21 protein-coding genes are annotated in these 23,996 nt (G+C 73.1%); 19 read left to right on the top strand and 2 right to left on the bottom strand.

The window, feature by feature from the left end; all coding sequences use genetic code 11:
- The first annotated feature begins 5 nt into the window (after window positions 1-5).
- The 14 genes from murD to CK206_RS04130 all read left to right on the top strand — a co-directional run bounded on the left by murD (window position 6) and on the right by CK206_RS04130 (window position 17,428).
- The gene (gene murD / locus CK206_RS04195) at window positions 6-1,511 is read left to right on the top strand and encodes a UDP-N-acetylmuramoyl-L-alanine--D-glutamate ligase (protein ID WP_096907271.1); all 1,506 of its coding nucleotides are present in this window, start codon (window positions 6-8) and stop codon (window positions 1,509-1,511) included.
- 4 nt (window positions 1,512-1,515) lie between these two features.
- On the top strand, window positions 1,516-3,231 hold the full coding sequence (gene ftsW / locus CK206_RS04190; RefSeq protein ID WP_096905643.1) for a putative lipid II flippase FtsW: 1,716 nt from the start codon (window positions 1,516-1,518) through the stop codon (window positions 3,229-3,231).
- Entirely contained in the window at window positions 3,228-4,370 is a 1,143-nt protein-coding gene (gene murG, locus CK206_RS04185; protein ID WP_096905642.1) for an undecaprenyldiphospho-muramoylpentapeptide beta-N-acetylglucosaminyltransferase, read from the top strand. The genes ftsW and murG overlap by 4 nt, the downstream gene beginning before the upstream one ends.
- A gap of 110 nt (window positions 4,371-4,480) precedes the next feature.
- Window positions 4,481-5,932 carry a UDP-N-acetylmuramate--L-alanine ligase gene (gene murC, locus CK206_RS04180; protein WP_096907270.1) on the top strand — a complete coding sequence of 484 codons (1,452 nt, stop codon included), beginning with the start codon at window positions 4,481-4,483 and terminating at the stop codon, window positions 5,930-5,932.
- Between the two features lie 13 nt (window positions 5,933-5,945).
- Window positions 5,946-6,848 (top strand): cell division protein FtsQ/DivIB, encoded by a 903-nt coding sequence (locus CK206_RS04175; protein ID WP_254050474.1) that lies wholly within the window; start codon window positions 5,946-5,948, stop codon window positions 6,846-6,848.
- A gap of 206 nt (window positions 6,849-7,054) precedes the next feature.
- Complete coding sequence (ftsZ, locus tag CK206_RS04170) at window positions 7,055-8,263, top strand: cell division protein FtsZ (RefSeq protein ID WP_067713786.1); 1,209 nt, start codon at window positions 7,055-7,057, stop codon at window positions 8,261-8,263.
- Between the two features lie 11 nt (window positions 8,264-8,274).
- Entirely contained in the window at window positions 8,275-8,997 is a 723-nt protein-coding gene (gene pgeF, locus CK206_RS04165) for a peptidoglycan editing factor PgeF (RefSeq protein WP_096905641.1), read from the top strand.
- 47 nt (window positions 8,998-9,044) lie between these two features.
- Window positions 9,045-9,773 carry a YggS family pyridoxal phosphate-dependent enzyme gene (locus CK206_RS04160; RefSeq protein ID WP_096905640.1) on the top strand — a complete coding sequence of 243 codons (729 nt, stop codon included), beginning with the start codon at window positions 9,045-9,047 and terminating at the stop codon, window positions 9,771-9,773.
- Window positions 9,774-9,850: 77 nt separating this feature from the next.
- Window positions 9,851-10,546, top strand: a complete 696-nt coding sequence (locus CK206_RS04155; RefSeq protein ID WP_096905639.1) for a cell division protein SepF — start codon at window positions 9,851-9,853, stop codon at window positions 10,544-10,546.
- Between the two features lie 72 nt (window positions 10,547-10,618).
- Complete coding sequence (locus tag CK206_RS04150; protein WP_082923774.1) at window positions 10,619-10,918, top strand: YggT family protein; 300 nt, start codon at window positions 10,619-10,621, stop codon at window positions 10,916-10,918.
- Window positions 10,919-11,050: 132 nt separating this feature from the next.
- Window positions 11,051-12,073 carry a DivIVA domain-containing protein gene (locus CK206_RS04145; RefSeq protein ID WP_096905638.1) on the top strand — a complete coding sequence of 341 codons (1,023 nt, stop codon included), beginning with the start codon at window positions 11,051-11,053 and terminating at the stop codon, window positions 12,071-12,073.
- 180 nt (window positions 12,074-12,253) lie between these two features.
- Entirely contained in the window at window positions 12,254-12,466 is a 213-nt protein-coding gene (locus tag CK206_RS04140; RefSeq protein ID WP_069389112.1) for a hypothetical protein, read from the top strand.
- A gap of 284 nt (window positions 12,467-12,750) precedes the next feature.
- Entirely contained in the window at window positions 12,751-15,960 is a 3,210-nt protein-coding gene (gene ileS, locus CK206_RS04135; RefSeq protein ID WP_173674761.1) for an isoleucine--tRNA ligase, read from the top strand.
- A 13-nt stretch (window positions 15,961-15,973) separates the two neighbouring features.
- Window positions 15,974-17,428 carry a DNA polymerase IV gene (locus CK206_RS04130; RefSeq protein WP_096905637.1) on the top strand — a complete coding sequence of 485 codons (1,455 nt, stop codon included), beginning with the start codon at window positions 15,974-15,976 and terminating at the stop codon, window positions 17,426-17,428.
- Between the two features lie 293 nt (window positions 17,429-17,721).
- Here the strand turns inward: CK206_RS04130 and CK206_RS04125 are convergent, their stop codons facing one another.
- Complete coding sequence (locus CK206_RS04125; protein WP_254050473.1) at window positions 17,722-18,765, bottom strand: asparaginase; 1,044 nt, start codon at window positions 18,763-18,765, stop codon at window positions 17,722-17,724.
- A gap of 162 nt (window positions 18,766-18,927) precedes the next feature.
- On the opposite strand from CK206_RS04125, the gene CK206_RS04120 reads away from it, so the two are divergent.
- The gene (locus CK206_RS04120) at window positions 18,928-19,431 is read left to right on the top strand and encodes a hypothetical protein (RefSeq protein ID WP_096905635.1); all 504 of its coding nucleotides are present in this window, start codon (window positions 18,928-18,930) and stop codon (window positions 19,429-19,431) included.
- A gap of 52 nt (window positions 19,432-19,483) precedes the next feature.
- Here the strand turns inward: CK206_RS04120 and CK206_RS04115 are convergent, their stop codons facing one another.
- A complete protein-coding gene (locus CK206_RS04115) occupies window positions 19,484-20,494 on the bottom strand; it encodes a hypothetical protein (RefSeq protein WP_254050472.1) in 1,011 nt (336 codons plus the stop codon).
- Between the two features lie 70 nt (window positions 20,495-20,564).
- Here CK206_RS04115 and lspA point away from each other — a divergent pair, with 70 nt between their 5' ends.
- From lspA to rarD, 4 genes are all read left to right on the top strand, one after another.
- A complete protein-coding gene (gene lspA / locus CK206_RS04110; RefSeq protein WP_096905634.1) occupies window positions 20,565-21,236 on the top strand; it encodes a signal peptidase II in 672 nt (223 codons plus the stop codon).
- Window positions 21,229-22,155: an RluA family pseudouridine synthase gene (locus CK206_RS04105; protein ID WP_096905633.1), complete on the top strand. Its 927-nt coding sequence runs from the start codon at window positions 21,229-21,231 to the stop codon at window positions 22,153-22,155. The genes lspA and CK206_RS04105 overlap by 8 nt, the downstream gene beginning before the upstream one ends.
- Complete coding sequence (locus tag CK206_RS04100; protein ID WP_254050471.1) at window positions 22,152-22,940, top strand: hypothetical protein; 789 nt, start codon at window positions 22,152-22,154, stop codon at window positions 22,938-22,940. Before CK206_RS04105 ends, CK206_RS04100 begins: the two co-directional genes overlap by 4 nt.
- Before the next feature lie 145 nt (window positions 22,941-23,085).
- Window positions 23,086-23,991: an EamA family transporter RarD gene (rarD, locus tag CK206_RS04095; protein ID WP_096907265.1), complete on the top strand. Its 906-nt coding sequence runs from the start codon at window positions 23,086-23,088 to the stop codon at window positions 23,989-23,991.
- The last annotated feature ends 5 nt before the right edge of the window (window positions 23,992-23,996 follow it).

Here is a 23,996-nt window from a genome sequence, read left to right as displayed (position 1 = left end):
CCGACATGACCCACACCGCAGGTACCGCCGGCACGGCGGCCGACGCCGGTCCCGACGTGCGCGAGCTGACCGGCTCCCGCGTGCTGGTCCTGGGCGCGGGCGTGTCCGGCCCGGGCGCGGTCCGCATCCTCCACGCGCTGGGCGCCGAGCCGGTCGTCGCGGACTCCCGTCCCGAGGCCATCTCACGACTCCGAGAGGCGCTGCCCGACGACATCGGGTGTGCGGGCGTCGACCTCGACCGCGCAGCCGAGCTCCTCGACGGATCCGATGGTCCGGGCCGTGTCGACCTCGTCATCACGAGCCCGGGCTGGCGGCCGCACTCGCCGCTGCTGCTGGCCGCCGCCGACGCCGGGGTGCCGGCGTGGGGTGATGTCGAACTGGCCTGGCGGGCCGACGCCGCCGAACTGTTCGGGCCGCGACGCACCTGGCTCGCGGTGACCGGCACCAACGGCAAGACCACCACCACCTCGATGCTCGAGGCCATCTGCCTGGAGGCCGGGATGGCCGCGCGCGCCTGCGGGAACATCGGGCTGCCGGTGACGGACGTCCTGCTGGCCGAGCCCCGCGTCGACGTGCTGGCGGCCGAGCTGTCCAGCTTCCAACTGCACTGGGCGCCGAGTTGCCGCCCGGACGTCGGGGTGGTGCTCAACGTCGCCGAGGACCACCTCGACTGGCACGGCTCCATGCAGGCCTACGCCGAGGCCAAGGCCCGTGTCCTCACCGGCCGCGTGGCCGTGGCCGGCGCCGACGACGAGATCGCCGCGCGCCTGCTCGCCGCCGCGCCCGCCCCGACCGCGATCGGGGTGCGCCTCGGTTCGCCCGGTCCGGGGGAGTGTGGCGTCGTCGACGGCGTTCTCACCGCGCGGATCGGCGGTGGTGACGAGGACGACGACGAGGTGGCGCTGCTGCCCGCAGCGGACGTCCGCCCGGCCGGGCCCGCGGGCGTGCTCGACGCGCTCGCCGCCTCGGCCGTCGCCCTCTCCGTGGGCGCGCGACCCGAGCACGTGGCCGAGGCCCTGCGGGGCTTCACCGTGGGCGCCCATCGCGCGGAGCCGGTCGACACGATCGACGGGGTCGCCTACGTGGACGACTCGAAGGCCACCAACCCCCACGCCGCCCGGACCTCGCTGCTCGCGGGCGGGACGATGGTGTGGATCGCCGGGGGCCTGCTCAAGGGCGCCGACGTGGAGCCGCTGGTCGCCGAGGTCTCGGGCGTGCTGCGCGGCGTGGTCCTCATCGGCCGCGACCGTGGGCGGATCGCCGAGGCATTGGCCCGACACGCGCCGGCGGTGCCCGTTGTGGAGCTGGCCTCGGGAGACGATGACGATGCCGCGGGTCCCGACGAGCCGCAGCAGACGATGGACCGGGCGGTCGCCGAGGCCGCACGGATGGCCACCGGAGGCGACACCGTGTTGCTCGCCCCCGCGGCCGCGTCGATGGACATGTTCACCGACTACGGTCACCGCGGGCGCAGCTTCGTCCTCGCCGTGGGCCGCGTGGCCGGGAGGTAGGGCAATGGCAACCGACAAGGCAGCGCGCCAGAAGCCGGCGCGTGAGAAGCCGGTGCGTGAGAAGACACAGCACGAGCGCGCGGCCACCGAGACGCGACCGGACCTGCTCGGGCGGATCGCCGCACCCCTGGCCGCCATCAATCGCGCGCCCCTGACCTCGTACCACGTGGTCATGGTGGTCACCGCCCTGCTCACCGTCATCGGATTGGGCATGGTGCTGTCCAGCTCCAACGTGCTCGCCTTCTCCGGCGGCGGCACGCCGTTCGACATCTTCCTGCGCCAGGCGCTCTTCGTCCTCATCGGCTGGGTCGGCTTCGTCACCGCGCTGCGCGTCCGCATCGAGCTGGTCCGGGCCGCGGCGTTTCCGCTGCTGCTGGTCGCGATCGGACTGCTCGTGGCCGTGCTGATCCCCGGGGTCGGGTCCGAGATCAACGGGTCGAAGGGTTGGATCGACCTGGGGCTGTTCTCGATCCAGCCCGCGGAGATCGCCAAGTTCGCCTTCATCCTCTGGGCGTGCTCGGTGGTCGCCAAGCGGATGCGCACGGGGTACTGGCTCGATCTGCTCTTCCCGGCCGTGGTCGGCTACCTCGTTGTGGCGGTCCTCGTCGTCGTCGCCCCCGACCTGGGCATGGCCACTGCGGTGACCATCGCCTTCCTGTGTGTGCTGTGGTTCTCCGGGTACCCCACCCGGCACTTCGTGTGGGTCATCGCGGTCGGCGTCGTGGTGTTCGGCGTACTCGCCGTGGCGTTCGCCTACCGCTTCGAGCGGATCCGGACCTACTTCGACACCTTCCGGGGCGATTTCTCCAACCCCCAGGGCGCGGCCTACCAGTCGTACCAGGGCATGCTCTCGCTGGCCGACGGCGGATTGTTCGGCGTCGGGCTGGGGCAGTCCAGCGCCAAGTGGTTCTACCTGCCCGAGGCCACCAACGACTTCATCTTCGCGATCATCGGCGAGGAACTGGGCTGGTTCGGGGCCGCGGTCGTGGTGTCGCTCTACCTCACCCTCGGGTGGGTCGGCATGCGCGTCGCGCTGCGGTCGGTCGACCCGTTCCGGCGCCTGCTCGCCGGCACCGTCACCGCGACGATCGTCATCCAGGCCTTCATCAACATCGGGTATGTGGTCGGCCTGCTGCCGGTGACGGGTCTGCAGCTGCCCCTGATCTCCAACGGCGGCACGTCGGCGGTCGTCACCCTGACCTCGCTCGGGCTGCTCGCCAACTGTGCCCGCCACGAGCCGGAGGCCATCTCCGCGATCCTCAGCTCCCCGTCGCGGCGCCGGCGCAGCTGGCTCGCGCTGCCCGACCCGCGGCCCTACACGCCCGAGCGGCCGGTCCCGGCCTCCGCCACGCCCGGACGGTCCAGCGCCGGCACCCGCCGGTTCGGGGACCCGGTGACCAGGCCGCAGCCGCCGCGGACCGGCGGTCCCGCCCCACGCGACAGGTCCGCGGGCGCCCGCCGTACGGCCCAGCCCGCCCCCGTCCCGCGGCCGCCCCGGGGGACCCCGAGGCCGCCGGCGTACGAGACGATGCCCATCCCCGCCGAGGCCGCGCGGGACCGTCGTCGCGGCGCCACCGCGATGACCGGCCGCACCGCCCGGCCCGTGCGCGGACGGGAGGCCGAGCGTCGCCAGCCGCGTCGCCCGGCCCCTGACGCCGGCTCCCGACAGAGCCCCGGCGCGGGTCGCCCGAGCCCGATCCACCGGGGACGGGAGCGATGAGCGCCCCACGATCCGGCGGGCCCTCCGTCCTGGTGGTCGGCGGCGGCACCGCCGGTCACATCGAGCCGGCGCTCGCCGTCGGCGAGGCCGTCACCGCCCTCGATCCCACCGCGCGGGTCACCGCGGTGGGCACGCCGCGCGGGCTCGAGACCGAGCTGGTCCCGCGCCGGGGCGTCCCACTCGAACTCGTGGACCCCGTCCCGCTGCCGCGCAGCATCGGCGGCGACCTGTTCCGACTGCCCACCCGACTGCTCCGGGCGGTACGGGGCGCGCGGGACGTCCTGCGTCGCACCGAGGCGGACGTCGTCGTCGGGTTCGGCGGCTACGCGTGCGTGCCGGTCTACCTCGCGGCGGCGGCCCCCCTGGGCCGGACGGGCGCCGGCGGGCGACGTCGGATCCCGATCATCGTCCACGAGGCCAACTCCCGCGCCGGCATCGCCAACAAGCTCGGCGCCCGGTTCGCCGTCGCCACGCTGGCCGCCGTCACCGGCTCGGGCCTCGACGCCCGCGTCGTGGGCAATCCCGTCCGGCGTTCGGTGGCCACGCTCGACCGCGCGGCACTCCGCGCGGAGGCACGCGCCGCCTTCGGCCTCGACCCCGACGCCCCCACCCTGCTCGTGGTGGGCGGCTCGCAGGGCGCGCGCTCGCTCAACACCGCGATGGCGGGCGTCGCCGAGGAGTTCTCCCGCGCCGGCGTCGGCGTCCTCCACGCCGTGGGCCCCAAGAACGTCGTGGACGCCGCCCGGGTGCCCGCCGACGCCACCCCGTACGTGACCGTGCCCTACCTCGACCGGATGGACCTGGCCTACGCGGCCGCGGACCTCATCCTGTGTCGGTCCGGAGCCATCACCGTCGCCGAGGTCTCCGCCGTCGGACTGCCCGCGGTGTTCGTCCCGCTCCCGCACGGCAACGGTGAGCAGGCCCTCAACGCCCGCGACCTGGTCGCCGGCGGGGCCGCACTCCTCGTGGAGGACGGGGCACTCACCACCGACTACCTGCGGACCGAGGTCCTGCCGCTGCTGCTGGACCGCGGCCGCCTGGACTCGATGTCCGACGCCGCAGTCAGCGGCGGCTCCCGAGACGCGGCGGAGGTCGTGGCGCGGATCGCGCTCGACGCCGCCGGAAAGGCCCCTCGTTGACCGACCAGACCCCGCAGACCGACCAGACCCCGCCGACCCCGTCCGTCCCGCCGGCCCCGCCGACCACGGCGTCCGTCGATGACGTCCCCGCCACCCTCACCCGCGTCCACATGATCGGGATCGGCGGCGCCGGCATGTCCGGGGTCGCCCGGATCCTGCTCGATCACGGCGTCGCGGTCTCGGGCAGCGATGCCCGCGACTCGGCCGACCTGCGGGCCCTGGCCGATCGGGGCTCGATCGTGCGGGTGGGGCACAGTGCCGAGGCGCTCGGAGCCCACGGCGCACCGCCGGAGATCGTCGTGATCTCCAAGGCCGCGATCCCCGCCGACAACCCCGAGCTCGCGGCCGCGAGGGCCGCGGGGATTCCCGTCGTCACGCGGTCACAGGTGCTGGGACACCTGGCACGGTCGGGCCGCTCGATCATGGTCTGTGGCACGCACGGCAAGACCTCGACGACGTCGATGCTCATCGCCGGCATGCTCGCCGCCGGCTCGGACCCGTCCTTCGCGGTGGGCGGCACCGTCCTGCAGTTCGGGACCAACGCCCGCGGCGGCAGCGACCCGGTGTTCGTCGCCGAGGCCGACGAGTCCGACGGCTCGCTCGTCCACTACGACCCCGACGTGGTCATCCTCACCAACGCCGAGCCCGACCACCTCGACCACTTCGGCACCGCCGAGGCCTACTACGAGGTGTTCGACACCTTCCTCGCCCGTATCCCCGCCATCGGCGCGCTGGTGGTGTGCCTGGACGACGAGGGCGCCGCCGAGCGCGCCCGGCGGGCCGCGGCGGCGGGCGTCCGCGTGCTGGGATACCGGACCTCCGACGGGCCGGTCTCCGATCTGCCGGTGTCGGGTGAACTCTCGGAGATCGTCGTCGACTCCGCCGGCACCCGCGCCGACCTCATGCTCGACGGCGTCCCCCACGGCGAACTGCACGTCGGGACCCCCGGCGAACACATGGCGCTCAACGCCCTCGCCGCCCTGCTCGCCGCGCGCGAGGTGACCGCCGCCGACGGGATCGCCGCCAGCGGCATCGGCGCCTCCGGGTTCGAGACCGACGGGTTCCTCGCCGGCCTGTCCGGGTTCGGGGGAGTGGGACGACGATTCGAACCCAAGGGGGAGGCCGTCGTCGGAGGCGGGCGCGCGCGTGTCTACGACGACTATGCGCACCACCCGACCGAGGTCGCGGCGGTCCTCGGCGCGGCGAGGGAGATCGTCGAGACGGACGGCGGTCGACTGGTCGCCGTCTTCCAGCCGCACCTGTACTCGCGGACCCGCATCTTCGCCGAGGAGTTCGGCCGGGCGCTCTCGCTCGCCGACCGGGTCGTGGTGCTCGACGTCTACGGCGCCCGCGAGCAGCCCGAACCCGGCATCGACGGCGGTTCCGTCGCGCGGCACGTGACGGTCCCCGTGCAGCACGTGCCCGACCTGGACTCCGCGCTCGGGGCCGTGTTTGGGCTGCTCGAGGCCGATGACGTGGTGTTCACCCTCGGCGCGGGGGACATCACCACTCTCGGTCCGCGGATCGTCGCCGGCCGGGGTCCGTCGGGCCAGGGTTCGTGAGGAGGGCCGCGCGGTGACCGACGTACCCGGGGACCGTCCGATCGACGAGCCCGTCGACGAGCCGGACGACACGCCGGACCACCCGACCGCCGACGGGGGAGCGGGGGACCGGGCGTCCGAGGGCGGCCCGGAGGCCACGTCCACGGATGACCCGGACCGCCGGCTCGCCGCGGCCACCGTCCGCAGCTCCGACGAGCGGGTCCGGCACTCCGACCCGGCCGTCCGCGCGCGGCTGCGGCGGCGCCGCCGACGCACCAACCGCATCTACGCCGGACTCGGGGTGGCACTGGTGGTGCTGCTCCTCGGCTACATCGCCCTGTACTTCCTGCCGGTGTTCTCGGTCCGCGAGGTCAGCGTCGAGGGCACCCGGACGATCCCGTCCGAGGTGGTGACCGAGCGCGCCGCCGTGGTCCCCGGGACCCCGCTCCTCCAGGTGGACACGCACGCCGTCGCGCGGCGGGTGGCCGGACTCCCGCGGGTCGACCAGGTGACCGTCAAGCGCGACTATCCCTCGGGGCTGCGGATCGAGTTGATCGAGCGCACCGCCCTGGTGGTCGTGGAGGTCGACGGGACCCAGCACCTCGTGGACGCCCAAGGCATCGACTTCGGCCCCGGTGAGCCCCCGCCCGGCACGCCCCTGCTCACCGTCGGGGACGCGGCCGGCGCTGACCTGCCGTCGATCGTCCGCGATCTGGCGACCGTGTTCGCCGAGGTGCGCGGCACGGCGGGTCAGGAGATCGCCTCGGTCGAGGTGGAGACCCCCGCGTCCATCGTCCTCACACTCGCCGACGGGCGGATCGTGGAATGGGGCGCGGCGGGGCGGGATCACGAGAAGGCCGTCGCCCTGCAGATGGTGCTCGAGCAACCGGGCCAGATCTGGAACGTGTCGAACCCCGCCCTGCCGGCCTCGCGGTAGCCCGGTCGGGAGCCGGTGGACACGACACGCCCGCGAGCCTCGTGGACGCGCGGGGCTGCTGGACCTACCGTGTGTGCAGACGGCGGAAAAGGCCTCTGACCAGCAAGTTTAACCCTCAACTAGAGGGTGAGACTTTAGGCTCGCGGAACTTTCGTCGAGACAGCATGCAACCGAGCACGACACCCCCATAGGAAGGCCGGGCCTCGATGAGCTCACCGCACAACTACCTCGCAGTCATCAAGGTCGTCGGGATCGGCGGCGGCGGCGTCAACGCGGTCAACCGGATGATCGACGAGGGGCTCAAGGGCGTCGAGTTCATCGCCGTGAACACCGACGCACAGGCCCTCCTCATGTCGGACGCCGACGTCAAGCTGGACGTCGGCCGCGAGCTCACCCGCGGGCTGGGCGCCGGCGCGGACCCCGAGGTCGGTCGCAAGGCCGCCGAGGACCACAAGGACGAGATCGAGGAGGTCCTCAAGGGGGCCGACATGGTCTTCGTCACCGCCGGCGAGGGTGGCGGGACCGGCACCGGCGGCGCGCCCGTCGTGGCCGCGATCGCCCGCAAGCTCGGCGCCCTGACGGTCGGTGTGGTCACCCGCCCGTTCTCGTTCGAGGGCAAGCGTCGCGGAGGCCAGGCCGACACCGGCATCGACCAGCTCCGCGAGGCCTGCGACACGCTCATCGTGATCCCCAACGACCGCCTGCTCCAGCTCGGCGACGCGGGTGTGTCGATGATGGAGGCCTTCAAGACCGCGGACGAGGTCCTGCTCAACGGCGTCCAGGGCATCACCGACCTCATCACCACGCCCGGCGTGATCAACGTCGACTTCGCCGACGTCAAGGGCGTCATGTCCGGGGCGGGCAGCGCCCTCATGGGCATCGGCTCCTCCCGCGGGGAGGGACGCGCGTTCAAGGCCGCCGAGGCCGCCATCAACTCCCCGCTGCTCGAGACCACGATGGAGGGCGCCAAGGGCGTCCTCATGTCCATCGCCGGCGGCAGCGACCTGGGGCTGTTCGAGATCAACGAGGCCGCCACGCTCGTGCAGGAGGAGGCGCACCCGGACGCCAACATCATCTTCGGCACCGTCGTGGACGACTCGCTCGGCGACGAGGTCCGTGTGACCGTCATCGCCGCCGGGTTCGACGGCGGGTCCCGTCCGGTCACCGCGGGCGCGGGACAGTCGCGTCGCGGCCGCCACCACCTCGACGACGACGAGTCGGTCCCCGGCGCCTCCGGCGACACCGGCGGTGCCTCCGAACTCGGCTCGACCCCCCTCGACAGCCGCCGCCGCGAGGAGTCGGCCTACCCGGGTCCCGCCGCCTCGGCCGGCAACCCGGCTCCGGCGGGAGGGTCCTCCTCCCGCCGCCGCGACGAGGACGACGACATCGACGTGCCGCCGTTCATGCGGCACTGACGGTCCGATCCATGGCACCCGACGGCTCGGGGCGCGTACGCCGGGTGGTCACCGACCGCCGCGGCGGCGCGTCGACCGGAGATTTCGACTCGTTCAACCTCGGTGACCACGTCGGGGACGCCCCGGCGGCGGTGGCAGCCAACCGGGCGCGGCTCGCCCGTCGACTCGGCCTGCCCGCGACCGACGTCGTGTGGATGGACCAGGTCCACGGCAACCGTATCGCCCGCGTCACCCGCCCGACGGGCGGCCCGGTCCCGGCCACCGACGGCCTGGTGACCGACCGGCCGGGCCTGGCGCTGGCGGTACTCACCGCCGACTGCGTCCCGGTCCTGGCCGCGGACTCCGAGGCCGGGGTGATCGGGGCCGTGCACGCGGGCCGGGTCGGCGCCGTCGGCGGGATCGTCCCGTCGCTCATCGGGGCCATGACCTCCCTGGGCGCCCGGGCCGAGCGCATCACCGTGCTCCTCGGACCCGCCGCGGCGGGGGAGCACTACGAGTTGCCCCCCGCGATGGTGGACGAGGTCGAGGCCGCCCTGCCCGGCAGCCGCGCCCGGACCGTCGCGGGGACCCCCGGGGTGGACCTGCGTCGGGGCATCACGCGCCAACTCGCCGGGCTCGGCGTCACCCGCGTCGACTCCGACCCGCGCTGCACGATCGCCGAGGAGTCACTGTTCTCCTATCGTCGACAGGGGCGGACCGGGCGCCAGGCCAGCGTGATCTGGCGGCAGCAGTAGAGACCCGGGGCCGGCGCACCCGCCGGCCGGGAGGAGGAAGAGCGGACATGACCGATCCCAGGGCGGACGAACTCGCCACCAGGCTCGCCGCGACCCGGCAACGTCTGGACGCGGCGCGGGCGGCCGCGGGACGGACCGATGAGGTCGACCTCGTCGTCGTCACCAAATTCCACCCCGTCACCGACGTCGTCCGGCTCGCCCGCCTCGGGGTGCGCGACGTCGGGGAGAACCGCGTCCAGGAGGCCGCGGCGAAGGTCTCCGATCTGGCCGCCGCCGACGCCGAGCTGGCCGCGGCGGTGCGCTGGAACATGGTGGGTCACATCCAGTCCAACAAGGCCGCTGCGGTGGCCGGGTGGGCCGACCGCGTCCACTCCGTCGGCTCGGCCAAGGTCGCCGACGGCCTCGAGAAGGGCCGCGCCCGCGCCGCCGGGGAGCGCGACGACGTCACCCCGCTGCCCGTCCTGATCCAGCTGAGCCTGGACGGTGACACCTCGCGCGGCGGAATCGCTCGTGAGGACCTGCCCGGCCTCGCCGACCACGTGGCCGGTCTCGGCCACCTGCGCCTGGCCGGGCTCATGGTCGTCCCCCCGCTCGAGGGCGAGGCGAGCGCCCACTTCGCCGACGCCGCCGAGGTCGCGGCCGCGCTGCGCCGCGATCACCCCGACGCGGTGGAGTTCTCCGCCGGGATGTCCGGGGACATCGAGGAGGCGGTCGCCGCGGGTTCGACCTGCGTGCGTGTCGGAACGGCCATCCTCGGCCCCCGACCAGTAGTTTGAGAGCCAGCCTCGCGGGGACACCCGCCCGCGAAGAACACACGCCCGCGACGACCCCGTTACCAGGAAGGTCCCGGAAGATGAGCGCAATCGCCCGGTTCAAGGAGTACTTCGGAATGGCGCCCGTCGCGGCGTACGACGACGAGTACCTCGACGACTACGACCGGCCCGTCCACCACGACGTGCGTGCCCCCCGCGGCATCCACGAGACGGACGACCTCGGCCCGGTCGCCCGCGACCGTCGGGACGACTACGGCTACGCCGCCGACCGGTACCTGGAGGAGCCCGCCCCCCGAACCCGGATCGCCGACCTCGACCCGGTCGACGAGCGCCCGGTCGCCCCGCGCCGCGGTGACATCGACGAGCCGGCCCCCCGCCCGCGCCGCTACCACGCCGCCGAGGCCGGGGCCCGCGCCACCCTGCGCGGCGTTCCCGCCACCCGCGGCGCCGTCGCGCTCGCGCCCGAGGAGGACTTCGTGGAGGACGGACTGGTGACCGTGCCCGAGACCGTTGTGGAGCGCCCCCGCGGCTTCGGCGACGGCAAGAGCCTCGGCGAGCACTTCCGCGCCGGCCGCGCCGTCGTCCTGGACCTGTCCACCATGGCCTCCGGCGATGCGCGCCGGATGGTGGACTTCGCCGCCGGACTCGTCTTCGGCCTCGACGGCCGCATGGAGAAGGTCGCCGACCGTGAGCGCACCTTCCTCCTGCAGCCGGCCGGTATGGACCTCACCGAGGCCGAGGTCCGCGACGCCGTCAACGGCGCCTTCCGGCGCTGACACCGACCCCGTTGACCACAGCCGACAGGACGCCGGTGACGGCGCGACGTCGCGGGCCAGTAGGGTTGAGCCGTGCGTGAAATCCTGCTGGTCCTCTACATCATCACCCAGATCTTCTGGTACATGCTCCTCGCCAGGATCGTGGTCGAGATGATCGCCTCGTTCTCCCGCGGGTGGAGCCCCCGTGGCGTCCTCGCCGTGGTACTGGAGTGGCTGTTCACCGTCACCGACCCGCCGGTCAAGGCGCTGCGCAAGGTCATCAAGCCCGTGCGCCTGGGACAGATCTCGCTGGACCTGTCGGTGCTGGTGCTCTTCGTCATCATCATCGTCATCCAGGTGATCCTGCGTGGCCTCATGATGAGCGTGGCGTGAGGCCCCGTTGCGGCCGCTGGTGACGCGCGGGCCGATTGTGACTAGATTGGCCACCGTTAAGGTAGTAATGAAGTCGCGGGTCCGGTGCGACAACGCCGGGCCGGCACCCGAGACGACCACGAGGGGTATCCCATGCCGTTGACTCCAGCCGATGTGCACAACGTCGCGTTCTCCAAGCCGCCGATCGGCAAGCGGGGCTACAACGAGGACGAGGTCGACCAGTTCCTCGACCTGGTCGAGACGGAGCTCGCGGAACTCGTCTCGGACAACGAGGACCTCCGCCAGCGGGTGGAGGAGCTCACCAAGGATCTCGAGAAGGCGCGCAAGGCCGCCGACGAGTCCGGCAAGTCCTCCGGCGCCGCCACCGGCGGCTCGGGTACGGCACAGCAGCCGGCCGCCCCGGCGCCCGCGCCGACCCCCGCGCCCGCACCTGCCGCGGCCGCCGCGCCGATCACCCCGACTCCCGCCGCCGCGACCCCGTCGCTGGGCAAGAGCGAGGACGACGGCGCCGCCAACAACGAGACCCACCTGCGCGCCGCCCGCGTCCTGGCCATGGCCCAGGAGATGGCCGACCGGCTCACCGGCGAGGCCAAGAAGGAGTCCGACGGACTCATGGCCAAGGCCCGCAGCGAGTCCGACCGGCTGGTGGGCGACGCCAAGTCCCAGTCTGATCGCCTGGTCGGCGACGCCAAGTCCCAGTCCGAGAAGATGGTCGGCGACGCCCGCAAGGAGGCCGACAAGATCCTCACCGAGGCCAAGAGCAAGTCCGACGGCATCGTCAAGGACGCCCAGGCCCGGTCCGAGCAGCAGGTCAAGGAGGCGCAGGCCAAGGCCGACGCCCTGCAGGCCGACGCCGAGCGCAAGCACACCGAGATCATGGCCACCATCAACCAGCAGCGTGGCGTGCTCGAGAGCCGGATCGACCAGCTGCGGACGTTCGAGAAGGACTACCGCAGCCGCCTCACCAGCTACCTGGAGAACCAGCTCTCCGAGCTCGGCAAGACCGGATCGGCCGCCCCGGCGGCCCCTGCGGCCCCGTCCACCCCGGGCGGCCCGGCGGCCTCGTCCGCGCCCGGCGAGGGTACCGGCAGTGCCGGCGCCCCCGGCTCCTCCGACCAGTCGGCCAAGAAGGACGGCGGTCACCGCGCCGAGTGATCCACCCCGCGTGACCGATGCGGTCCCCGCCCCTGCCCAAGGGTGCGGGGACCGACGTATATTCGGGGGGACGGGGCCACCGACGGTGCGACCCCCTTTGTCCATCGCACGGCACCTATGATTCGCGCAGCACCTAAGATTCGACCAGCACCAGGATTCGCACAGCACCAGGAGGCACGGATGCTCGTCGCCGCGCTAGGACTGACGATCCTCGGTTTCGCCTTCCTCGTGGCCGCCGTCGCGACAGGTCAGATCGGGTGGGCGTGGGCGTGCATCCTCGTCGGGGCCCTGGGGCTGGTCCTGCTGCTGGTCGACCTGGTCCGGGGGCGCGCCGAGCGCGACCGTGAGCCGCGGGCGACCTCGGAAGAGGCGGACGCCCGCGCCGACGGGTAATATCGGAACCTGTCCGGCCGGGAGCCGGACGCGCGGAGATCCGGCCATCACCGGGGAGTGCTCGGAAGAACGGTGGGACCCCGCACGGCGGGGACCGCTCAGTAGAACCGAACGGGGGAGCCCGTCACAGCCCGACCCACGAGTGGGCGTCGCACGTCGTCGCCAAACGGGGTGGTACCGCGGACGGAACGCGCCAGACGCGATCCGGTTCGTCCCCGAGCGCAGGCCTGACGGCCCCACGGATGCGAACTCGTGCGGGCCCCGTACGCGAGGAGTCCGCCCAGATGAGCACCGAACCCGTAGCGACCGAGCGCGCCGACGGCGAGCCCGCTGCCACCGGCAGCGCGTACCCCGTGCTCGACCTCGCCGGGGGCGCCACGTCCCAGACGCCGTCGTTCCCCGCCCTCGAGGAGACGGTCCTGCAGCGGTGGGACGAGCGCGACACGTTCCGCGAGTCCATCCGTAACCGTGCGGACGCGCAGGAGTACGTCTTCTACGACGGGCCCCCGTTCGCCAACGGCCTGCCACACTACGGCCACCTGCTCACCGGGTACGTCAAGGATGTCGTCCCGCGCTACCGCACCATGCGTGGGTACAGGGTCGAGCGCCGGTTCGGCTGGGACTGCCACGGCCTGCCCGCCGAGCTCGAGGCCGAGAAGCAGCTCGGCATCACCGAGAAGTCCCAGATCCTCGATATGGGCCTGGCCGAGTTCAACAACGCCTGCGAGATGTCGGTGCTGCAGTACACCGACGAGTGGGAGAAGTACGTCCACCGCCAGGCCCGCTGGGTGGACTTCGAGAACGACTACAAGACCCTCGACATCGACTTCACCGAGTCCGTGCTGTGGGCCTTCAAGCGGCTCTACGACAAGGGGCTGATCTACAAGGGCTTCCGCGTGCTGCCGTACTCCTGGTACGAGCAGACGCCACTGTCCAACCAGGAGACCCGCCTGGACGACGCCTACAAGATGCGTCAGGATCCGGCCGTCACCGTCGGGCTGCCCCTGGAGGCCCCTCAGGACAGCCCGTTCCACGGCGCCGAGGCACTGGTGTGGACCACCACGCCGTGGACCCTGCCCTCCAACCTCGCCGCCGCCGTCCACCCCGAGATCGACTACTCGGTGGTCCGGGTCAACTCCGGTGAGTTCGCCGGGCGGACCTTCGTCCTCGCCGAGGCCCGCCGCGGCGTCTACGCCGCGGAGTTCGGTGAGGACGCGGAGGTCGTGACGACCGTCAAGGGCTCCGAGTTGGTGGGCCTGCGGTACACCCCGCCGTTCGACTTCTTCGCCGGTCACGCGGGTGCCCACGTGGTGCTCTCGGCCGACTATGTCACCACCGAGTCCGGTACCGGCGTCGTCCACCTCGCGCCCGCCTTCGGTGAGGAGGACAAGGACGCCTGTGACGCCGCCGGGATCGAGCTCGTCATCCCGGTGGGCCCGGACGGCAAGTTCACCGCCGAGGTTCCGCCGTACGCCGGGCAGCTCGTCTTCGACGCCAACGCCCCGATCTCCCGCGACCTTCGGGCCGATGGCAGGCTGATCCGCCACGAGACCATCGAGCACTCCTACCCGCACTCCTGGCGCTCCGGCCAGCCGCTCATCTACATGGCGCTGCCCGCGTGGTTCGTCAAGGTCACCGCGTTCCGGGACCGCATGGTCGAGCTCAATCGCGAGCACATCACCTGGATGCCGGAGCACGTGCGCGACGGCCAGTTCGGCAAGTGGCTCGAGGGCGCCCGCGACTGGAACATCAACCGCAACCGCTACTGGGGCGCCCCGATCCCGGTGTGGGAGTCCGACGACCCCGCCTACCCGCGGGTCGACGTCTACGGGTCCCTCGACGAGCTGGAGGCCGACTTCGGCGTCCGGCCCACCGACCTGCACCGCCCGTACATCGACGAGCTGACCCGGCCCAACCCGGACGACCCGACCGGCAAGTCCACGATGCGCCGCATCCCGGACGTGTTCGACTGCTGGTTCGAGTCCGGGTCGATGCCGTTCGCCCAGGTCCACTACCCCTTCGAGAACAAGGAGTGGTTCGAGACGCACAACCCGGGTGACTTCATCGTCGAGTACAACGGCCAGACCCGCGGCTGGTTCTACACACTTCACGTGCTGGCCACCGCGCTGTTCGACCGGCCGGCGTTCACCCATGTCGCCGCCCACGGGATCGTCCTGGGCAACGACGGTCTCAAGATGAGCAAGTCCAAGGGCAACTACCCGGACGTCAACGAGGTGTTCTCCCGCGACGGCTCGGACGCCATGCGCTGGTTCCTCATGAGCTCGCCGATCCTGCGGGGCGGCAACCTCGTGGTCACCGAGCAAGGCATCCGCGAGGGCGTCCGCCAGGCCATGCTGCCGCTGTGGAACTCCTACAGCTTCTTCCAGCTGTACGCCTCCCGCCGGGCCACCTGGCGCACGGACTCGGAGCACGTGCTGGACCGCTACATCCTGTCCCGCCTGGCGTCCACGCGCGACGCCATGACCGAGGCGCTGGACGCGACGGACATCGCCGCGGCCTGCGACGAGCTGCGCCTGTTCGCCGACGCCCTGACCAACTGGTACGTCCGCCGGTCGCGCTCCCGGTTCTGGGCCGGCGAGGACAGCGGCCAGGATTCCCGCGACGCCTTCGACACCCTCTACACGGTGCTCGAGACCACCATGCGCCTCGCCGCCCCGCTCCTGCCGCTGATGAGCGAGGTCGTGTGGACCGGGCTCACCGGTGAGGAGTCGGTGCACCTGGTGGACTGGCCGACCGCCGACGAACTGCCGGGAGACGACGGACTGGTCGAGGCGATGGAGGCCGTGCGCGACGTGTGCTCGACCGTGTCCTCGATCCGCAAAGCCAAGCAGCTGCGGGTGCGCCTGCCGCTCAGCTCGCTCACGGTGGCGATGCCCGACGCAGAGCGGCTCCAGCCATTCACCGGTCTCATCGCCGACGAGGTCAACGTCCGCGAGGTTCGCCTCACCAGCGACGTGGCCGCCCACGGCCGGATGGAGCTGGCGGTCAACGCCCGCGCCGCCGGCCCGCGGCTGGGCAAGCAGGTCCAGGCCTGCATCAAGGCCGCCAAGTCCGGTGACTGGACCGAGACCGACGGCGTCGTGGTCGCCGGTGGTGTGGAGCTGCAGGAGGGCGAGTACGAGCACCGGCTCGTGGCCGCCGATCCCGAGTCCACGGCGGCGCTGCCCGGCGGTGCCGGCCTGGTGGTGCTGGATCTGACGGTCACGGAGGAGCTCGAGGCCGAGGGCTGGGCAAAGGACCGGATCCGCGAGATCCAGGAGGCCCGCCGCGGTGCCGGTTTCGACATCTCCGACCGCATCCGGGTGCGCATGGAGGTGCCGGCCGCCCGCCGTGAGTGGGCGGACCGTCACGCGCAGCTCATCGCCGGCGAGGTGCTGGCCACCGACTTCGCCGTGGTCGACGCACTGGACCCGGCAGACGGGGACCCGGTCGAGCTCGCCGAGGGCGTCCGGATGACGCTGGCTCGGGTCTGACCGGCGGCTCGTCATGGGTGGCGGGCAGGACCGCTGGGTCCTGCACGTGGACATGGACGCGTTCTTCGCGTCCTGCGAGCAGCTGACCCGGCCGACCCTGCGGGGTCGGCCGGTGCTCGTGGGCGGTCAGGGCGGCCGCGGTGTGGTGGCGGGGTGTTCCTACGAGGCGCGAGCGAAGGGTGCCCGCTCGGCCATGCCCTCACACCAGGCGCGTCGATTGGTGGGGCCGGGCGCGGTGTTCGTCTCGCCGCGGATGCCGGTCTACCGGGTTCTGAGCCGCCGGGTGTTCGAGGTGTTCGCCGAGCACGCGCCGGTCGTGGAGCAGATCTCCGTGGACGAGGCCTTCCTCGAGCCGCCGGAGCTGCGGGGCGCCGACGCCGACCGCACCCGACAGTGGGCGCAGGAGTTGCGTGCCGCCATCCGTGCGGCGACCGGGCTCCCGGCGTCGGTGGGGGCGGGGGCGGGCAAGCAGTACGCCAAGATCGCCTCGGAGCTGGCCAAGCCGGACGGTGTGGTGGTGGTGCCGCGCCGCGACCACGCCGAGGTGATGTTCCCGTTGCCGGTACGGAGCCTGTGGGGTGTGGGCCCGGTGGCGGGGGAGCGGCTGGCGCAGTTCGGGGTGGCGACCATCGGTGACCTCGCGGCGATGGACGACGACGACGTGGCCCACGCGCTCGGCAAGACGGTCGGCCCGGCGATCGCCCGGATCGCGCGGGGGTACGACGACCGGCCGGTGCACGAGCGGGCCGAGGCCAAGCAGATCAGCGCCGAGAGCACGTTCGCCGCCGATCTCACGACGTCGGGTCAGGTCGCGGCCGCGGTGCGGCGGGCGGCCGAGGCGGCGCATCGCAGGCTGCTCTCCGACGGCCGTGCGGCGCGGACGGTGACGGTCAAGGTCAAGCGCTCGGACTTCACCTCGATCACCCGCTCGTACACGTTGCCGGTGGGCACCACGTCGCTGGAGACGATCATCGGGGTGGCGCGCTCGCTCGCCCCGGACCCGGTCGACTTCGGGGCGATCCGCCTGCTGGGCGTGGGGGTGTCCGGCCTCACCGATCACTACCAGGACGCGCTGTTCGAGCAGGAGTTCGTCCCCGTGGACCGGTCGGGACACGACGACGACGAGGACCTGCCCGACATCGTGGGGGTGGGCACCACCGTCACCACCGACGAGTCCGAACCGGGCGACGACGGGACCGGACCCGCGGACGAGGGGGCGGCCGACGGACGGGCGGCGGGGGGACTCCCGGCGATCGGGGCGTGGCGGCAGGCCGGGCACCGGCGTTTCGAGACGGGTGCGGATGTGCGACACCCGGAATTCGGGCACGGCTGGGTGCAGGGATCGGGCCACGGCCGGGTGTCGGTGCGGTTCGAGACGGCGGCGACGGGCCCCGGTCGGATGCGCACGTTCGCCGAGGACGATCCGGACCTCGAGCCCGCGGACCCGCTGGACTCCCTGGGGTGGTGACCCGGCGGCCCCCCGCCGCCCGCCGACGCCCGGCCCTACTGCAGCCGCTCCTCGGGATGGCGCCTCGCCCCCGCCGACGCCCGGCCCTGCTGCAGCCGCTCCTCGAGATGGCGCCTCGCCCCCGCCGCGGGGCACGCGAGACGCCATGGGCGCGTGCGGCTGCGGCGGGGCGGGCAGGGCGCCAGCACACCCCCGGCTGACCGCGCTGCCTCTCTGCCCTGCGCTGCGTGAACGCCCGCCGGCGCCCCGCCAGCCCCGCAACCGCCGGCCCCGCAACCGGCGACGTCTGCTCGTCAGCTGTAGAGGTGGTAGCGCCCCCACTTTCGGCGCACCTCTGCGGCCGCACCGTCGCCGCCGGCGCCGTCTGCACTGCCCGCGGTGGACAGCAGCGCGGCGAGCAGGACCCGGGCCTGCCCGGATCGCAGGTATCCGCAGCTCAGCACGCCACGAGCGGCGAGCTCCGCGCCACCGCCCGGGCCGCCGTAGGTCGAGGTCGCCTCACCCCGCGGCACCCGGCTGGACGCCACCACCACGATGTCCGGCCGGTCGTCCGCCAACCGTGCGACCGCGTCCGCGACGAGCGGGGGCAGGTTGCCGGATCCCGACCCCTCCAGGACCAGTCCGCGCGCCCCGGCCTCGACACACGCGTGCACCGCGACCGCGTCCGCGCCGGGCGGGCACGCCACGACGTCGACGCGGGTGTCGGCGAACCGGGCCCGGCCGGGGAGGGTGGGGCGTTCGAGCTCCGGGGGCAGGTCCTCGACCGGATGCTCGGGCGAGTTGCGGGCGAAGGCGACGGGATCGGTCGTGTGCCACTTGCGCACGCCGCGGGCCTGCAGGATGGCCCGGCCCAGGACCACCAGCACCCCCAGGTCGCGGGAGACGGGGTCGGCGGCCAGCAGGACGGCGTCCAGGAGATTGGCGGGCCCGTCGGCCCCGGGATGGTCGGCCGGGAGCTGGGCCCCGGTGAGCGCGACGGGCCGCGGGTCGTCGTGGTGCAGATCGAGGGCGATGGCGGTCTCCTCGAGGGTGTCGGTCCCGTGGGTCACCACGACCCCCGACACCGCCGGATCGGACAGCACGTCACCCACCGCGTCGACCAGCAGGTCCCACTCGGCCGGGCCGAACGTGGAGGAGTCGGCGTCGAGCACGGTGCGCGCGCTCACGGTGATCTGGCCCGGCAGCACCGCCCGCAGGCCGTCGAGCATGGCCTGCGTCGCGGGGTCGGAGTCCCCGGCCACGACCGCTCCCTCCGGCGTGGTCGAGGCGGTGATCGTGCCTCCCGTGGTGCAGATCACGATGTGGGGGGTATCGGTGCTGGTCTCGGCGCTGGTCACCCGCTCCACAGTGGTGTGCGGGCGGCCCGGCGTCAACCATCCCGGCCGCTGACGATGGAACAATGGCTCACCGATGTTCGTTGGGCCGGTGACCCGGCCCGGAGCCATGCCCGGCTCGGTACCGCATGCCCGGTGCCGCACATCTCGACGAAAGGACCCCGCGTGAGTCTTCGACGGACCATCGCCGCAGTCTCCCTGTCCGCCTTCGCACTGGGCGGCCTCGCCGCCTGCGGAAGTGACGACGACGGCCCCGGGCCCCGGGGCACAGCAGCCCCCGCGCCCACCACGAGCGCGCAGGAGACCGCCGCCGTGCCCACCGCCGAGGAGCTGACCCAGCTGCTCGACCGGGCCTCCGACCCCGCCGTGCCGGTGGAGGAGAAGGTCGACCTGGTGGAGGGTGGCGCGGAGGCGCCCGAGATCTTCGACCAGATCGCCGCCCTCAAGGCCGAGCAGGGCGCCGACGTGACGATCACCGGCGCAGCGGAGGGGGACATCCCCGGCACGCTCATCGCCAACGCGGTGATCTCGCAGCCGGGCCAGGAGGACATCAACGTCCAGGCCCAGTTCATCAACCAGGGTGGTCAGTGGCAGCTGCAGAAGGCGTTCGCCTGCGCGCTCATCACCAACGCCGGGCTGGAGCCGCCGGCCACGTGCGCCGCGGCCTGACCGCACGTCAGCGCGCCGTCGGCCCGGACTGACAGCGAGGCCTGACCACGCGTCAGTCCACGCTGCGGAACTGCAGGACCGAGTCCTCGTCGTAGGTCGTGCGTCGTCCCGAATCGGGATCGACGTAGACGGCCCGCGTCGAGGACTCGGTCGCTCCGCCCACCGGCACCGGGGCGCGTAGGTCCACCGTGAGCTCGCCCGAGCCGGAGACCTCGTAGGACTCCACGTCGAGGGTCACGCCCGGCCCGCCGTCGGGGGCCGGGGCGGCCAGGGTGCCCGCCGGGTCGGGAGCGGTGGTGCTCGACCGGACGGTGGCGACGTCGCCGTCGAGGTCGACCAGTTCGTAGGTGGTGACCCTCGTCGGGGCCACGGCGTCGTCGACCCGGCGGGTGACGGTCCACCGGGCGCCGACGCCGATCTCTTCGGTGGGGAACGCCACTGTCGCGTCCGAGACCGCGTTCGCGGTGATCTCCACTCCGGCTCGGGCGGCGTCTGTGGCCCCCGAGGGGGCCGCCAGCGACAGTTCCCGGACGATGCCGTCGGCGCTGCGGGTCCAGGTCACGGTGAACCCGGGGGCGGTGGAGAACTGGGCGTTGCGGAGTTCGTCCACGGACGTGAACTCCCGCGCGGTCACGGTCGCCCGCTGCGCGCCGTCGACGTCGGGCTCCGATCGCCCCTCCACGGTGAGGGTCTGCGCCGGGGTGTCGTCGGTGCGCGGCTCGGCTCCCGGGACCTCGGTCCGCGAGGTGGCCGAGCGGGTGATCGCGACCACCGACCCTTCGCGCGAGGGGGCATAGGCCAGGACCCGCCGCTCGCCCTCGCCGGCGTCGATGAGGTCGACGACCGGGGCGGGACCGGGGTCGACGGTCACCTCGGGCTCGAGGGCATCCGTCCCCTCTGCGGCAGACGAACCCGGGCCGCCGTCGGCGGGGTCCGCGGCATCGTCCCCGGCGCACGCGGAGGTGCCGGCCACGAGCGTCACGGCCAGCGCCGCCGCGAGGAGACGGTGACCGCGACGAGCGGTGCGGGAGGGGCCGGGGGAGACGGTCGATCGCGGGTCCACGGCTCCGAGCCTAGAGGGTCGCCGACCCGGCGCCGTCGGGCCCGCGGCCGGATCAGGGATACTGGAGCCCATGACGGAGACCAACGGGACGCCACCCGACGCGTCGGGGCCCACGCCCGGCAGCGCGGCGCCACAGGGTGACTCACCCGCGAGCACCGCGCCCCACGACCCCGCGCCGCACTACTTCCGGCACGGGCCGGTGGTCATGGTGGTGATCGCCGCGCTGATCGTCGCCGTCGACCAGATCGCCAAGGTCCTGGCCGTGGCGAACCTGGAGGACTCGAGGCCCATCGAGCTCATCGGCGACACGGTTCGTCTGGTCCTGCTACGCAACCCGGGCGCCGCGTTCTCCATGGGCACCGAGTTCACGGTGGTGCTGAGCATCGTCGCCACGGTCGTGGTGGCGGGCCTGCTGTGGTTCTCCCGCAGGGTCCACTCCCGGTGGTGGGCGTGGGGCCTCGGACTGATCCTGGGCGGCGCCGCCGGCAACCTGGTGGACCGCTACTTCCGCGCGCCCGGCATCCTGCAGGGCCACGTCGTGGACTACATGTCCGTCGGCTGGTGGCCCGTGTTCAACGTGGCCGACGCCAGCCTGGTCACCGGAGTGATCGTGGTGGCCGTGGCCGTGTTCCGCAACGTCGACTTCGACGGCTCGCGGGTATCCGAGGCGCTCGCCGCCGACGAGAGGGACCCCGCCGACCCCGCCGCCCCCGCGAGCGGGAAGGACCCCGCCGATGGGTGAGGTCCGCACCTTCCCCGTCCCCGACGGGCTCGACGGCATGCGCGTCGACGCCGGGGTCTCCCGCCTTCTGGGTATCTCGCGGACCGCGGTCGCCGACCTCGCCGGCGAGGGCAAGGTCCTGCTCGACGGGCACACCGTGGGCAAGTCCGACAAGCTCACCGGGATGTCCTGGATCGAGGTCGAGATGCCCGAGCCGCGGGCCGAGCCCGCCGTGGTCGCCGAGCCGGTCGAGGGGATGGCGGTCCTGTACTCGGACGCGGACATCGTCGTCGTCGACAAACCGGTCGGCGTCGCCGCGCACGCGTCGGTCGGCTGGACCGGCCCCACGGTGATCGGCGGCCTGGCCGCCGCCGGGTACCGCATCTCCACCTCCGGCCCGCCGGAGCGCAAGGGGATCGTCCACCGGCTCGACGTGGGCACCTCCGGCCTCATGGTGGTGGCGGCGTCCGAGCGGGCGTACACGCTGCTCAAGCGGGCGTTCCGTGACCGGACCGTGGACAAGACCTACCACGCGCTGGTGCAGGGCCACCCCGATCCGCTGTCGGGGACCATCGACGCGCCGATCGGCCGGCACACGTCGTCGGACTGGCGTTTCGCCGTCACCTCCGACGGCAAGCACTCGATCACCCACTACGACACCCTCGAGGCGCACCAGGCCGCGACGCTGGTGGAGGTCAAGCTCGAGACCGGCCGCACCCACCAGATCCGCGTGCACTTCTCCGCGCTGCATCACCCGTGCGCGGGCGACCTCACCTACGGCGCCGACCCGGTCCTGGCCAGGCGGCTCGGCCTCGAGCGGCAGTGGCTGCACGCGGTGGGGCTGGGCTTCGAGCACCCGGGCGCCGGCTCGCGCGTCGACTTCACCAGCACCTACCCCGACGACCTCCAGCACGCGATCGACGTCCTGCGCTCGGCATGACCCTCGCCGCGCGGGTGCTGAAGATCGCCGGCGTGGGGGTCGTGATCGTGGTGGCGTTGGTCGCGATCCTCACCGCGCTGCGCACCGACCCGCCCCGCAGCCCTGGCGTGATGACCGACGCCCTGGGACCCGAGGACGGCGAACGCGTCGAGGACTACCTCGCCCGCGCGGCCGACTCACTGGTCACCGCGGGCGGCGGGGAAGAGGCCGCACAGGGTTCCGACGGAGATGACGACGACGACGAGGCCCTCGCCTCCGACCCCGACGCCCGTCGCTGGGCCCTCGTGACCGCAGGCTGGGCGTGGACGGTCCCCGAGGCGGTCGGCGTGGTCCGGGAACTGCCGCGCGTCTCGGGTCTGTACGTGCAGGTGCCGGTCGAGGGGGTCGCGATGCCCGTCACCGGGGTGACCCTGGCCGAGCCGGTGGCGGGGGAGTCGGGGCGCGAGCCCGTCTTCCACCGCGGCCTCGAGCAGGTGGCCCGGCGGCTCGACGCCGGACCTCCGTCCGGGCCCGGGGTGCCGCAGCCGCCCGACGCCGGGCGGGCAGCCGCCACCGCCGCCCTCACCGTCTCGCGGATCCGTGCCGGTGAGCCGGCGATCATCGGGCTGCTCGCCCGCGGCACCACCGAGCAGTTGCGCGCGGTGGCCGACCAACCGTGGGTCCGCGCGGTCGAGGCCCTGCCGCCGGACGCGGTATGGGAACGCTTCGCCGTCCGCCCGCTGCAGCCGCAGCAGGTCGACGCGGCGTACCCGCTGCCCGACGGCGGCCCCGTCCCGGCCGCCTGACCGGTCCCCGCCCGTCTGACTGGCCCCCACCCCCGAAAGGGCTCGATGTGCGGGGCCGATCCGGGGCCTGGCTAGGGTTGCGCCGGTGAGCAGCGAGGGGCCGAGCCGGCGGGTGAGCAACAGCGAGAAGTCGGTGGCCGGCGGGATGGTCGCCGGCATCGCCGCGTACACCCTCTGGGGGTTCTTCCCCGCGTTCTTCCCGCTGCTCGAGCCCGCCGGCGCCGTCGAGATCGTCGGCCACCGGATCGTGTGGTCGCTCGTCGTCATGGCCGTCGTGCTCACCGTGCTGCGGCGCTGGCGCGACCTGTGGGCCATCGACCGCGTCTCGTGGGCCCGGGTCGGCGGGGCCGCCGTCTTCATCACCGCCAATTGGGGCGTGTACGTGTATGCGGTCAACTCCGAGCGCGTCACCGAGGCCGCCCTCGGGTACACGATCAACCCGCTGGTCAGTGTCCTGCTGGGCGTCCTGTTGTTCCGCGAACGACTCAATCGCCCACAGTGGCTCGCGGTGGCCCTCGCCGTCGTCGCCGTCGGGGTCCTCACCGTCGGATACGGCCACTTCCCGTACCTCTCGGTGATCCTCGCGATGAGCTTCGGCATGTACGGCGTGCTCAAGAAGAAGCTGCGCGTGGACCCGGTGATCGGGATGACGGGCGAGGTGCTGGTGATCGCGCCGTTCGCCCTGGCCCTGCTGCTGTGGCTGGGTGCGACCGGCGCGGGCACGTTCACCACCGGGGGTGCCGGGCATGCGGTGCTGCTGGCCACCGCCGGGCTCGTCACCGTGGTGCCGCTGCTGCTGTTCGCCGTGGCCGCGCAGCGCATCCCGCTGGCGACCGTGGGCATGCTGCAGTACATCGTCCCGGTGCTGCAGATGGCCTGGGGACTGCTCGTCGTGGGCGAGCGGCTCGACGCCGTGCAGTGGGTCGGGTTCGCGCTCATCTGGGTCGCGGTGATCGCGTTCACGCTGGCCGGCAGGCAGCCACGCTCGGCCCGCGCTGGGGTTTCGGGGACTGTCGGGGATCCGACCTACACTGGGCCGGACGAGTCGTAGGAGGA

The sequence above is a fragment of the Dietzia sp. WMMA184 genome (assembly GCF_002441635.1).
GTDB lineage: Bacteria > Actinomycetota > Actinomycetes > Mycobacteriales > Mycobacteriaceae > Dietzia > Dietzia kunjamensis.
The sequence above is the reverse complement of the archived record's forward strand: the minus strand, read 5'-3'. Positions and strand labels throughout refer to the sequence as shown.